11 protein-coding genes are annotated in these 13,686 nt (G+C 43.9%); 6 read left to right on the top strand and 5 right to left on the bottom strand.

The window, feature by feature from the left end:
- Positions 1–448 precede the first annotated feature (448 nt).
- The 5 genes from cobA to BLP92_RS10235 are packed head-to-tail and all read left to right on the top strand — an operon-like array spanning position 449 to position 5,843.
- On the top strand, positions 449–1,252 hold the full coding sequence (gene cobA, locus BLP92_RS10215; RefSeq protein ID WP_090842859.1) for a uroporphyrinogen-III C-methyltransferase: 804 nt from the start codon (positions 449–451) through the stop codon (positions 1,250–1,252).
- Positions 1,253–1,285: 33 nt separating this feature from the next.
- A complete protein-coding gene (gene nirB / locus BLP92_RS10220; RefSeq protein WP_090842860.1) occupies positions 1,286–3,709 on the top strand; it encodes a nitrite reductase large subunit NirB in 2,424 nt (807 codons plus the stop codon).
- Between the two features lie 28 nt (positions 3,710–3,737).
- Positions 3,738–4,058, top strand: a complete 321-nt coding sequence (gene nirD / locus BLP92_RS10225) for a nitrite reductase small subunit NirD (protein WP_090842861.1) — start codon at positions 3,738–3,740, stop codon at positions 4,056–4,058.
- 17 nt (positions 4,059–4,075) lie between these two features.
- The gene (locus BLP92_RS10230; protein WP_090842862.1) at positions 4,076–5,134 is read left to right on the top strand and encodes an anthranilate phosphoribosyltransferase; all 1,059 of its coding nucleotides are present in this window, start codon (positions 4,076–4,078) and stop codon (positions 5,132–5,134) included.
- Positions 5,103–5,843: a sirohydrochlorin chelatase gene (locus tag BLP92_RS10235; RefSeq protein ID WP_090842863.1), complete on the top strand. Its 741-nt coding sequence runs from the start codon at positions 5,103–5,105 to the stop codon at positions 5,841–5,843. Before BLP92_RS10230 ends, BLP92_RS10235 begins: the two co-directional genes overlap by 32 nt.
- Positions 5,844–6,155: 312 nt before the next feature.
- Here the strand turns inward: BLP92_RS10235 and BLP92_RS10240 are convergent, their stop codons facing one another.
- The 4 genes from BLP92_RS10240 to BLP92_RS10255 all read right to left on the bottom strand — a co-directional run bounded on the left by BLP92_RS10240 (position 6,156) and on the right by BLP92_RS10255 (position 11,479).
- Entirely contained in the window at positions 6,156–6,911 is a 756-nt protein-coding gene (locus BLP92_RS10240) for a GTP pyrophosphokinase (protein WP_090842864.1), read from the bottom strand.
- A gap of 748 nt (positions 6,912–7,659) precedes the next feature.
- Positions 7,660–8,988, bottom strand: coding sequence for an FAD-dependent oxidoreductase (locus BLP92_RS10245; RefSeq protein ID WP_090842865.1), 1,329 nt, complete (start codon positions 8,986–8,988; stop codon positions 7,660–7,662).
- A 113-nt stretch (positions 8,989–9,101) separates the two neighbouring features.
- On the bottom strand, positions 9,102–10,304 hold the full coding sequence (locus BLP92_RS10250) for an iron-containing alcohol dehydrogenase (RefSeq protein WP_342028387.1): 1,203 nt from the start codon (positions 10,302–10,304) through the stop codon (positions 9,102–9,104).
- A 137-nt stretch (positions 10,305–10,441) separates the two neighbouring features.
- Positions 10,442–11,479, bottom strand: coding sequence for an arabinan endo-1,5-alpha-L-arabinosidase (locus BLP92_RS10255; protein ID WP_090842866.1), 1,038 nt, complete (start codon positions 11,477–11,479; stop codon positions 10,442–10,444).
- Positions 11,480–11,787: 308 nt separating this feature from the next.
- On the opposite strand from BLP92_RS10255, the gene BLP92_RS10260 reads away from it, so the two are divergent.
- Positions 11,788–12,369 (top strand): YusW family protein, encoded by a 582-nt coding sequence (locus tag BLP92_RS10260; protein WP_090842867.1) that lies wholly within the window; start codon positions 11,788–11,790, stop codon positions 12,367–12,369.
- A gap of 38 nt (positions 12,370–12,407) precedes the next feature.
- Here BLP92_RS10260 and cypC read toward each other — a convergent pair whose 3' ends face one another.
- Positions 12,408–13,676, bottom strand: a complete 1,269-nt coding sequence (cypC, locus tag BLP92_RS10265; protein ID WP_090842868.1) for a CYP152 family fatty-acid peroxygenase CypC — start codon at positions 13,674–13,676, stop codon at positions 12,408–12,410.
- Positions 13,677–13,686: the final 10 nt, after the last annotated feature.

A 13,686-nucleotide genomic window follows, 5' to 3' on the forward strand; every position in this document is an offset into this window, starting at 1 on the left:
ATCACCCGGATTTTCCCTACGGAGAAAAAGCCGAAAAACAGTTAAAGAAATAAACAATGAAAATGTAAGCACTTTCTTGTGAATTTAATTAAAAAACGCTATCCGTTGGGGCTCAGCAGTTACGAGAATATTCAGATATTTTCCTTGTGAGAACTTCTTACAATAAAGAAGTATTCTGGTTGCATGTATATTAATATGACAAATAACAGAACAAAGGAGGGGCTGCCTCAGTAATAAGCAGTCGTGAAAATAAAATGAGAAACTCATAAAAAGCTGTTGTCTTCTGACTTAATTTTCAGCATCTCCTGGAAACCGGGAGAATTAACAGAGTAATTCATTTTAATTCTTATTAACACTTTATTTCAAACGACTTCTTAAATGATAGAAGCAGCTTAGTGCATTCTCTGAAGAAGAGTACCAAAAAGATCTCAAAAAGGGGCGAAACCAAGTGGAACATAAAAAAGGAAAAGTATATTTAGTGGGAGCAGGCCCTGGAGATCCGGATTTAATTACTGTAAGAGGAAAAGAATTGCTGGAACGCGCAGAGTGCGTGGTGTACGACCGGCTTGTAAATAAGGCCCTGCTGAACTATGTGCCGATGCAGGCAGAGAAATTGTATTGTGGAAAATGGTCCGGCTTCCATTCAATGAAGCAGGAAGATATTCAGGCAGCACTTGTAGATCGGGCAAAGAAAGGAAAATTGGTCGTGCGTCTCAAAGGCGGGGACCCTTCCATGTTCGGAAGAGTAGGGGAGGAAGCGGAGCTTTGTGTGGAAGAAGGCATTCCTTTTGAAATTGTTCCGGGAATATCTTCCGGCATCGCTGCACCAGCTTACGCTGGCATTCCGTTAACACATCGGGATTATGGTTCTTCCGTTGCTTTCGTGACAGGCCATGCCTGTGCTAAAAACAGCGGAGCAGCACCCGGAGTCCAGTGGAAAGATCTGGCAGCAGGGGTAGACACCATCGTAATTTACATGGGGGTGAAAAACCTTCCGAAAATCCAGCAGGAGCTTTTGATCCACGGCCGGGCCGCTGATACACCGGTAGCATTTATTCAGGAAGGGACTACAGCCGCGCAGACCACCTATATTACGACACTCGGCGAAGCCGCAGTGAAAGCAGAACAAGTCAGCTTAACTTCACCGGCGATCATCATGATAGGGAACGTAGTGAAGCTTCATCATAAGCTCTCCTGGTATGAAAATAAACCAAGAGCCATAGAACAAGCAGCTTTTGAACATGTAATGTAATTAATTTTATATAAAACGGAGGGAATCAACTCAATGAAGAAACTTGTATTGATTGGTAACGGAATGGCCGGAATAAGAACGCTGGAAGAAATTATTAAAAGAGATCCTTCCATGTATGAGATTACGATTTTCGGAAAAGAACCATATCCAAACTATAACCGCATCCTGCTTTCTAAAGTACTGCAGGGAGACAGCAGTGTAGAAGATATCGTGCTGAATGATTACGACTGGTACGAAAAGCATGGCATTACCCTTCGCAAGGGAGAAGAAGCGGTAGAAGTGGATACAGAACAGCAGATAGTTTACGGAAATAAAGGAGAAGCGGTGAAATACGATACGCTGCTTTTTGCGACAGGTTCAAATCCATTTATGCTTCCGATTGATGGAGCAGATAAAGAAGGGGTTATTGCATTCCGTGATATTCAGGACTGTGAAACGATGATTGAGTCCTCTAAAAAGTATAAAAAAGCAGCTGTTATCGGCGGCGGGCTGTTAGGACTGGAAGCGGCACGCGGGCTGTTGAACCTTGATATGGAAGTAGATGTGGTGCACCTGCCGAATTTCCTTATGGAGCGCCAGCTGGATGAACCAGCCGCAAAAATGCTCCGTCAGGAACTGGAAAGCCAGGGTATGAACTTTCTCATGGAAAAACAGACAGTGAAACTTCGAGGAAAAGACCGCGTTACAGGACTTTTATTTAAGGACGGTTCCTCCATTGAAGCAGACCTTGTAGTAATGGCAATCGGAATCCGGCCGAATGTGCAGCTTGCGAAAGAAGCCGGCCTGGAAGTGGATCGTGCCATCGTAGTAGATGATTATATGCGTACAAGCGCACCGAATGTATATGCAGTCGGCGAGTGCGTGCAGCATCGTGATACAGTGTATGGCCTTGTAGCTCCGCTGTATGAACAGGGAAAAATACTGGCGGAATATTTAACCGGTGATAAAAAATCCCTTGGAAAAGGATATGAGGGAACCCTGCTTTATACACAGCTGAAAGTTTCCGGGGTGGATGTATTCTCTGCGGGGGAATTTGTAGACAAGCCGGATACGAAAGCCATCAGGGTACACGATGAATTCGAAGGAATTTATAAGAAAGTCGTAGTGCGTGACAATAAAGTAATTGGTTCCGTGTTATTTGGAGATACAAAAGACTCTCCAAGGCTGCTTGATATGATGAAGAAAGGTCAGGATATTTCTGAGATGAATAAAGTGGCGATTCTTCCATCAGAGGATCATTCTGCCGGGGCGGAAAGTCCGGTCGTAGCGATGGACGCTTCTGAGACGATCTGCGGATGTAACGGGGTGTGTAAAGGTGATGTCGTCACAGCAATTAAAGAAAAAGAACTTTCCTCTGTAGGAGAGGTGACGGCGCATACAAATGCAGGAAGATCCTGCGGGGGCTGTAAGCCGCTTGTTTCAGACTTGCTGGAACATACTCTGGGCGAAGCATTCAGCGAAGCGGATAAAAAGCAGCCAATGTGCGGATGTACAGATTATTCCCACGAAGAAGTACTCGAAGAAATCCGCAGCAAAAAGCTGACGCTCGTCAAAGAAGTAATGAACGTGCTGGAGTGGAAAGAACCGGAAGGCTGTTCGGGATGCCGTCCTGCGATCAACTATTACATCGGTATGGCCCATCCGACAGAGTCAGATGATGACATGAATTCCAAGTTTATTAACGAGCGGGTGCATGCGAATATTCAAAACGATGGTACTTTCTCTGTAGTACCAAGAATGTATGGAGGAGTAACAAATCCTGAAGAACTCCGAAAAATTGCGGATGTAGCAGATAAGTATAAAGTCAAAATGGTAAAGGTAACCGGCGGACAGCGCCTTGACCTTCTGGGAGTAAATAAAGAAGATCTGCCTAGCATCTGGGAAGATCTCGGCATGCCTTCCGGGCACGCTTACGGAAAGTCGGTGCGAACAGTGAAGACTTGTGTCGGGCAGGATTTCTGCCGCTTCGGTACGCAGGATTCGATTCAGCTTGGTATCGATATTGAAAAAAGATTCCAGGGGCTGCAGACACCGCACAAAGTAAAAATGGGAGTCTCCGCCTGTCCGCGTAACTGCGCAGAGTCAGGGATAAAAGATATCGGCCTCGTCGGCCTGCAGGGCGCATGGGAAATGTATGTAGCCGGTAACGGAGGAATCGATCTGAGACAGGGAGATCTGCTCTGTACCCTTGAAACAGATGAAGAAGTGATGGAAATGATCAGTGCTTATATGCAGTACTACCGCGAAACTGCCCGCTATCTGGAACGTACTTCCCACTGGCTCGAACGACTCGGCCTGGAGCACGTGAAGTCTGTTGTAGTAGAAGATAAAGAGCAGCGTGCTGCACTTGCAGAGCGTATGGATACAGCAATTGCCCAGTTTAATGAACCTTGGCAGCAGATAATCAACGACGGAAAGATCAAGCAGGACTACTTTGAAGCAAATGTAACTTCATAAGAAAGCAAAAACAGGAGGAGGAACCTTTATGCAGGAGTTAATCAATAAACAGGTGGATGCTGGGCATGTATCAAGTTTCCCAGTAAAAATGAGCAAAGAAGTAGTTGTTGGAAGCTTGAAACTTGCCGTATTTCGTTTAGAGGAAGATGAATTTTACACCATTAAAAACGAATGTCCGCATAAAAAAGGACCGTTGGTAGAAGGGATCGTCAGCGGGGAGCATGTTTTCTGCCCTCTTCATAACTGGAAAATTTCTGTGAAGGACGGCCAGGCGGCTGCCCCGGACGAAGGCTGCGTAGAAACGTACGAGACAGAAATTAAAAACGATCACGTCTTTATTACGGTATAGAGCAGGAGGCGCACAGTATGCACCAGTGGTTAAAAAAGGTAGCGCGGGGCAATAAAATGTCGCAGAATTTATCTTATAAGGAAGCAAGACAGGCAGCACTTTCTATGAGAAATGGGGATGCAACAGAAGCACAGGCGGCGGCTTTTCTGGTAGCTGAAAGATTGAAGGAAGAAACCGCGGAGGAAGTACTTGCATTTGCGGAAGTATTCCGAGAAGCGACAGAAAAAATTCCGCTTTCTCCATTAACACAAAAGCGTTTAATCGATTTTGGCGGTCCTTATACGGGAAGAAATTCTTTTGCAGTAACAATTCCAACAGCGCTGCTGCTGGCAGAAGAAGGAATCCCGATCTATCTGCATTCAGGTGCCTCACTCCCGCCTAAGCATGCTGTGTCGCTGAAAAACATTGTGGCAGCTTTAGGAGTTAATGTAAATGCCGAGGCCCCGGCGATCGCTGCTACCATCGAAAGCTTAGGTATAGGATTCGGAAATACTGAACTTTTGTGTCCTCCGCTTGCTGCACTGCGTCCGGTACGTGAACAAATTGGAGTACGTACCTTCCTTAACACGATGGAGAAGATGCTTAATCCTACCGGAGCCGCCTCTATTCTGGTTGGTATTTTTCATCGGACGGTCGTAGAAACGAATGCAAAAGTCCTGCGAGGCTTAAACTTTAAAAATATGTACATGGTGCAGGGAATGGAAGGCTCAGAGGATCTGCCAATTCACCGCAAAAGCTTTTTATATCATGTAACACAGCGGAGTATTGGTTCCTTCGATTTAAATCCGGAGGATGTTGGCATCGCAGCCAGGCGTAATAAATCGTTGGAAGAGTTAAGTCTGCTGCAGCAGGTAGCCCTGATTGAAAAGGTATTAAAAGGACAAGGAAACAACGATACACATGATCTTGTCACTTATAATGCAGGCGTTCGTTATTATTTGTTTGGTCACACGCCGTCTATTAAGGCCGGCATCGAGCTGGCAGATGAACAGCTTCGATCGCAGGTAACGTGGAAGCACTTACTCACCTGGAGGGAGAAAAGTAATGAAACATATTCTATTGATTGGGCACGGTAGCCGTGATGAGGATGGAGTAAGGGAGTTTCATGAAATGACCGCAAAGGTACAGGAGAAACTGCCGCACTTACCGATCACCACTTGTTTCCTGGAATTAGCGGAACCTTGTATAGGTGATGGAATTGATTCCTGCGCAGCGGAAGGTGCTGAAGAAATCATTGCAATTCCTGTTATTTTATCGAAAGCTCGTCATTTCCAGCACGATATTCCGGAAGAACTTCTTGAAGCATGGGAAAAGTATCCGAATATTACGATTCGATACGGAGAGCCACTCGGGACTCACAGTATGCTGGTACACGCGATAATTGACCAGATTCGTCTCAAAGAAAAACCTTCTTCTATTCTTCTTGTGAGCCAGGGAAGCAGTCTTCCCGAAGGAAATGAATCTTCGGAAAAATTGGCAGCTGATCTCCTGCAGTATTATCCGGAAGCGAGGATAGAAAATGCTTATATGGTAATGGCGGAACCTACACTGAAGCAGGGGCTGGAATCATTAGCCGCAAAAGAAGATCATATTTTAGTAGTACCGAATTTTTTATTTTCCGGTACAATGTATAAAAAAATCGCCGAAACAATCGAAGAATTTCCTGAAAAAGCAGAGATTGATCTCGCCAGCTGTTACGGCTTAAGCGAAAACTTTGCGGATCTACTGGCAGACCGTATACTTTGTCATTCTGATATCCTGAAAAAAGAAAAGAAAGCTTCTTAAGTGAAAAAGGGTGCCCTGTCATATGACAGGGCACCCTTTTCTAAACGGAAATCTACCTTAAAAAGAAAAGTTTTGGTAAAAAGAAGTAAGAATACTGCTTTACTTTCGGAGATGCTTACCTAAGAGCTTGTTCTGGACTAATTTTGCGAAAAAAAACGTCCGCCAAAATAAATTCTCAAACAACGCTCATCCCGGCGGCTTGCCGTGGATGAGCTCCTCAGCTTCTCCGCGGCAGGTGAAGGAGCCGCAGTCGTACCTTTTATATCAATCCCAGTCTTTAACAGAGCTATGTGGTAAGAAGCAAGTGCTGCTCTATTCCTCTGTTGAATCCTTGCTTACGTCCAGAAAGGCTTCGGGCAGACGGAAGCGGTTGTTATTTAAGAGCAGTTCAAAGGTTTCTTCCTCCTCATCCTGGTCTTTTATCTCCTTCATTTCTATATGCAGTTTTTCCATTTTATGATCCAATGCTGCAGCGGAGGCGGCAGCATCCTTCAGCTCATTTTTTAGTCTCTCCGGAACTTCCCGGTTGTATTTATAAAAAATCTTGTGCTCCAGGCTTGCCCAGAAATCCATGGCGATCGTACGGATTTGTACTTCTACACAAACATTTTTAATCCGGTCGGACATAAAAACTGGTATTTTCAATAAAAGGTGCAGGCTCTGATAGCCGCTTGCTTTCGGATTTTTTATGTAATCCCGGACTTCCAGCACTTCAATGTCCTGCTGGCCCTGAAGCAGACGGCTGATTTCATAGATATCACTGCGGAACGAACAGGTTACCCGCACCCCGGCAATATCATTAATATTTTCCTCTAAAGAAGCAAGAGTCAACGGGTGGCCTTTGCGATAAAGCTTGGTAAGCATACTTTCCGGGGACTTTAAGCGAGAGTTCACGTGCTCAATCGGGTTGTAATCATTCATATAATGAAATTCCTGCTGCAGAATTTCAATCTTTGTCATTAGTTCATCCAGTGCAAACTGATAGGTCATCATGAAACGGGTCATTTCTGTTTTAATCTGCTTAAACTGTTTCAGCTGGTCCATACTTAATGCTGGCTGATTGGGCATATATCATTCACTCCTTATGTAAGTGGAAAAGGGGCTTGCCTGATTTCTTGAACTTGCTGATGTTATGTTTACGTGTATATGAAAGGAAGGTTCCATTTTATCTTAAATGGGAGCTGTATCTCTATTTATTATAACCTTTACAGGGAGAGAAAAAGGCAAAAAAATGTGGAAAGGTATGGAGTTTTTGTGAAAATATTCACATGGTGTGTGGGGAAGTTTTCTACGAAACACCGCCATGAAATAATAACCTTTCCGATAGAAGGCAGTTTATTATTTTCGATTAATATCTCTCATACTGTGCTTAATCCTCTCAGCATTTACCCCTTCGCTATTAACACGAATACACATATTTTATTCTGCATAAAGAACTGTCAGCTGCGAGGGGGAGTAGTTCAGGTTATCTCTCAATAGAGAGGATTCTCTGAGAAGTGACGGCCATTATTTGATTTTAGCAGGTGATTTTCTCTTAAGAATGTCCTTTTTCGACTTTCAGAAGTACAAAACTGATTTTTTTGCTAATTCATCGTTATAAGAGCTTTATCTGACACTTGAAAACTCATCGCTAATCTTAAGAGCAAAATAAAGGTTGGTCTAAATAGGACGAGATTCAGCTGCCACTTTATTATACAATTTGTGCTTACTGGGACAACGGGTAGCGCACTGCTGAAAATAAACAAACTATTTCCCAGGAAATAAAAAGTCCGCCTCTCATGATAAGAGACGAACTTTACTTTGAAAAGCATAATTGTTACTGCGCTGCTGCAAGGCCTGCTTTATTTAGGAAGTTCCACGGCTGGTTGAAGTGCGGCTGGAAGAAGAAATCCACAAAGCCGAGTTCATCAATCGTCATGCCTGTTTGTACACATACGCTGAGCGTGTTGATAGACTGCGTCACATCTGCTTTGGAAATCACCTGGGCTCCGAGAATTTTTCTTGTTTCCGGCTCGTAGGAAATCTTCAGCTGGACATCTTCAGAAGTCGGCATAAATTCCGGACGATGCTTTTCATTAATTGTGATACTTTTCACATTTATGTCCAGCGCAAGGGCAGAGGTTTCTGTTAAGCCGGTAGATGCCATATTCAGGTCGAAGATGTGAAGACCGGAGGTGCCCTGTGTTCCTACGTTTTTCATGGTCGGCTGTACAATGTTTCTAGCAACCAGTGTGCCCATTCTGACTGCATTTGTCGCAAGCGGAATGTAAGCGTGCTGGCCGGTCGGATTGTATTTTACTGCGCAGCAGTCGCCGGCAGAGTAAATATTTTCATCACTTGTCTGCATATATTCATTGACTTTAATTGCGCCGTTATCGAGCATGTCGACTTTTCCTTTTAACAGCTCTGTGTTTGGACGGAAACCTACACACATAATGACAAGGTCTGTTTCGACGCGTCCTTTATTGGTTACTACTGCCTGGACCTCCTCATTTCCGGAAAATTCCACTACGGACTCTCCCAGACGAAGTTCAATTCCACGGTTTACAAAATCTGCTTCTACGAGTCTTGTAAATTCTTCATCTAGATATCTGTTCAGGATACGGTCCACACCGTCAATCAAGGTAACGCGCTTGCCTGCTTTCTCAAAAGCTTCTACAAGTTCTACACCAATATAGCCTGCGCCCACTACAGTTACATGCTCCGCACTTTTTGCCTTTTCAATAATTGTATTGGAGTGGCTGTAATTTTTCGCAAGTAGTACATTTTCAAGATTAATTCCCGGGATAGGGGGAGTTACAGGCCAGGAGCCGGTGGACATTACAAGTTTGTCATACCGATCAGCAACTTCTTCGCCGGTTACGAGATTTACAGCTTCAATGGTCTGCTTGTCCGTATCGATGTTTTTCACATCGTGCTGAATTTTCACGTTGATTCCGAGTTCCTGAAGCTTTTCAGGAGAAGAATAGAAAAGTGTTTTTGGATCTTCTACTACGCCGCCTACATATAAAGCTAAGCCGCAGGAAAGAAAGGAAATATTGTCGTTTCTTTCATACACTGTGATTTCTGCTTCCGGATAAAGTGTAGCCATATTTGTAACCGCTGCTGTTCCAGCGTGAGTGCTTCCGATAACTGCTATTTTCATGTTAAATTCCTCCTCAGGATAATATGTGAAATAAATCACAATCAATTCATAACCTTAGTATAGTCACTCCTGAGAGGAATAGCAATCTAAATGCTCAATTGTTCACAAAGTGATCACTTTCTTATTTTCTGCAGTATTTCATACATATCTATCTCCGAAAAAATCTTCGGTACTGGATAGAGCGGGTTCGCTTCCTTAAGAGCTCTTTGCGTAATTACAGGGAAATCCTTTTCTTTCAGCACATCAATGGTCTCTGGAATGTTCATTTTTTTGTTCATCTTTTCTATCCTGCTTATAAACGCTTCTGCTTTTTCAGCATGGGAAGCAGTTCGTGCAGTCAACGGTATTAAATCAGCAAGCTCTGCAAGTCTTTCATTAATGACTGTTCCGTACTGGCGGAGAACGCAGGGAAGGAGTACAGCATTAGCGAGTCCGTGGGGATAGCCGTATAATCCTCCCAGATTGTGGGCAATTGCATGAACGTTCCCGATAAAAGCACGAGTGAAAGCAACCCCGCCTGCATATGCAGCTTCCTGCATCGCTGCTCTCTTTTCTATATCCTCTCCATTATGGTAAACGTCTTCTAAATTTGTCAGCACAAGTTTCACCGCTTTTCTGGCAGCAGCTCTGGTTTCTGCAGTATTGCTTCTGCCGATGTACGCCTCGACTGCATGTGTCAGAGCATCCATCCCTGTAGCCGCTGTGACAGAAGGAGGCATGGTAACTGTGAGCAGTGGGTCAAGTACCGCATAATGCGGGATCAATGACGGATCCATTAAGGCATATTTTTCGTGTGTGCTGCTGTCGGTGACAACGCACGCTACCGTTACTTCACTGCCTGTGCCTGCGGTAGTCGGTACAGCAAAGAACGGCGGCAGCTGTGTGCGGATTCTGAGTACGCCGCGCATCGCTGGAATAGATGTCTGAGGCCTGGCAATTCGTGCCGCTGCACCTTTGGCACAGTCGATAGGGGACCCGCCTCCTGCTGCAATGATCGCGTCACAGCAATAAGCTTCATACAGCTTCTTCACCTGTTCGATATTTTCAATGGTTGGATTCGGCACCGTTTCATCATAAATAGTGAAAGCAATGCCGGAATTTTTTAAAGCTTCCAGCAGGGGTGTTAATATAGATGACTGCATTACGCCCTTGTCGGTGACGATTAACGGATGGGAGAGTTTCTTTTGCTTCAGTAATAAAGGCAGCTCCAGCATGCTGTTTTTTCCCTGCAGTAGCTCAGGCTGGCGCCAGGGAAGAAAAGGAGAGCCAGCATAAAACATTTTCTGAAAAGCTCTGCAGTAAATTTGGTAAAACAAAGTGCCTCACCTCCTGTATATTTCTTTAAAGATAGCTTATATAGCTTCAGTATGGAAGAGGGAGTTTTATTATTAGTTATCTGTACTTTGCACTAAAAAAGGGACTCCGGCAACAGCCGAAATCCCTTCTCCTATAACTATTCAGTTAACTGCGGCCAGTCATTTTCCCATACGAGCTGACGAATCTGCATGCGGATGACACCATCTGCGTCACCGTCATAGTAATGATGAATTAAATAATCTCTTCCTTTATCAAAGAAAACATCCTGACCTCCTGGGCCAACCTGGTTCCCTTCACTTTCAAGCAGGATTGTACCGCCGCCTTCAGCAAGAGGAACACCATCCTGATCATAATAAGGCCCCTCTACGTTATCTGCGCGGCCTACAGCAATCTTGTACGTGCTGTCCAAAAATTGACAGCATTGATCCCATGAAGTGAATAAGTAGTAGTAGCCGTTCTTTTCATAAATAGTTGGAGCTTCAATAGGGTTATGTTCTACTCCTGGACGGTTGGCAAGTGTATGCACTTCGCCTTCCGCTTCCGTCATGGAGCTAAGCTGCTGCAGCTTAATGCCGCTGAAGTGAGAGCCGAACGTAATCCACCACTGTCCGTTGTCTTTAAATACATGCGGATCAATTGCGTTATAGTCCACTTCCCCAGAAGAAGAAGTAATCACTGGGCCGTGGTCTTCCCATGAATCCGGATCTGCTGGCGTCTTAGAACTTGCTACACCAATTGCGGAATTATTTGTTCCAAAAGCAGAAACTGCATAGTATAAGTAGAACGTTCCCTGGGCTTTCACTACCTGCGGTGCCCATAGATGCTCGGGATTATATTCTTTTACCCATTCAGGGGCAGGGATTTCTCCTACTGATTCCCATGGATTCGCCATGCTCTTATCTGCAGTGCGGATGTATATTCCTCCGGGATCTTCTGTATCACGAAGTATGCCTGTAGAAAATACGATGTACTGGTTGCCATCACGAATGATAGCGGGATCGTGGGCAGGGTCATCCACCTCATCAGGAACAAAATCTCCGATATCCCCCTGCATCTGAATTTTTCCTTCTGCTGGCGCGTTCCCTTTTGACGATTGGCCGGGTGCAGCAAAAGCACTAACAGATAAAACCAGTGATAACACAATTGCAGTGACAACTGTTATCCATTTAGCCATGTTATTCCTCCTCTTAATTATTATGATGGTGTCTTGCATGTAATAAAGATAAGCCAACTTATACGTATGTGTCAACGCTTACATTTCTAAATATTTAAAATAATACGTATGAATTTATAGGTCTTTTAATGTGTATTCATGAATATAATTTTGGGTTTTTCTGAAAATAGGACGAATTTTTGCGGAAACTGTTACTTTCGTACATGCAGAAAATGTTTAATTGTAAATTAATGAGGGGTATTTTAAGTATATGTACTTAAATATATTTATTCCTTCATAAAAATCAGTGAGAAAGGATGCTATAAATAATGAAAAAAACTTTATTTATTACTTCTGCCGGTGCTTTTACAATGCTTGCTGCTTGTGGAAATGAGAATACTTCAAATGAAAACGAAGAGTTTGAAAATAACGCGATGTATACAGAAAATGAAATCGAAGAAAACAATGAAGAAACAGAAGAACCGATGAACCTGGAGGAAGAAGAGGAAAACAACTGGTATCACAATGAAAATAATGTGGATAATGAAAATGAAGAAAATGTGGAAGGGGAGGAAGCAGAATCTTCTTATGAATATGGAGTAGACAGCTTTTTCCTGGACGTACAATATGACGATAATGCACAAATGATTTACGAATACGAAGTGGAGCAGGAGGATCCTGCAGGGAGAATTGAAATGGTGAATGGAGAAGAGAATGAGATGGAAGATGCGGAAGCAATAAATCAAATTGAAGAAATGCTCCAGGAAATACAAGTGTACCCTGCTTCTACAGAGGAAGAAGCGAGGAGTGAAATACTGCAGTATCTGGAAACAGCAGAAGAGGACGTTACATCCTTTGAGATGGAAATGGATTTTTCAGACGGCGAATCCCTGGAAATAACAGACGAATAAAAACGGAACCCCCTTGAGCCGGACTCAAGGGGGTACTTTTAAGATGAAGTGCGTTTTACGTTTGTGAGAATCATTTTACTTTTCGGTATGCTGGGAATATCATCCATGCTGAAAGATAAGTCTTGTTCTGGAAGCTCGTAATGAAGCTTATTCACAAGAAAGTTTACACTTTCTTTCAATATATCGATGGTGATCCATTCTCCTGCACATCGATGGCCAATGGAAAACTCTCCGCCGCCCTGAGGAATGAAATTGAAAGGACTTTCATCCCACTCTTTAAAACGGTCCGGCTGAAAGAGGGCAGGATTCGTCCAGTCTTCCTGATGATGATTTGTACCATATAAATCCAGCAGAGTCAGCGTGCCTTCTTCAAATTCATATCCTTCCCAGGTAAATGTTTGATTTACACGTGCTGCGGTGAAAGGGAAAAATGGATAAAAGCGCCGCACTTCCTGAATAAATCTCTGCAGTTTTCCATCCTCGCCATCTTTCAATCTTTCCGCTTCTTCCGGATATTGCTCCAGCGCCTGTGCTGTAAAAGCAATATAAACAGAGATCGCCGTCATAGGACGAAGAAGGTTCAGGATTTCTACAGCTACGATTTTTTCATCTAATAATTTCCCTTCATGATCTTTGTGCCAGGTAAACTGATAAAGAGGACGATCTTCCGGCACATTACGCGTTCCCTCTCTTATCTCACTCACCAGCTCGGTGATCCAATCTTCTAATTTTGACCGGGAGCGGCGTCCTTTCCAGTGGGCAGGACCGACTGCAGCAGATGCTTCAAAAGTATCTCCCAGCTGCTGCGCAGTTTTATCTACATCCTCTTCTTCTAGCGGCACGCCAGCCCACTCGCAGGCAATTTGTGCGAGGATGCTTTTGCTGTCTTCTGCCAGAACCACTTTCTCTTTTTCTTCCCATTTCGCGGCTTCTTTCTCCCAGTATTTATTTGTTAATGTACGAATTTCAGCAAGGGTGGAACTGTTCATCACGTTCATAAACATTGCTTTTCGGTGAAAATGCGCTTCTCCATCGAGACCCTGCACCCCGCCTTCTCCAAAGAGTGTTTTCTTCAAACGGCTTGGAGCAGCATCTGCACGGCGGAATTTTTGACTGTCATAAAATACTTCAGCGGCTTTGCTGCCGGACATACAGATGGTTTTTTCGCCGAGAATCTTCGTTTCAAAAACATTGCTCTGCATCGTGTGACGTCTGTTCATAATAAACTGATACCCTTCCTTTAACACTTTTAAAGTGTTATCCAGGCCCTCCTCCTGAGGCATTTGATTATTTTCTTCTTTGCTCATGCAAACAACC

The sequence above is a fragment of the Alkalicoccus daliensis genome, assembly GCF_900103955.1.
GTDB classification, from domain to species: domain Bacteria; phylum Bacillota; class Bacilli; order Bacillales; family Salisediminibacteriaceae; genus Alkalicoccus; species Alkalicoccus daliensis.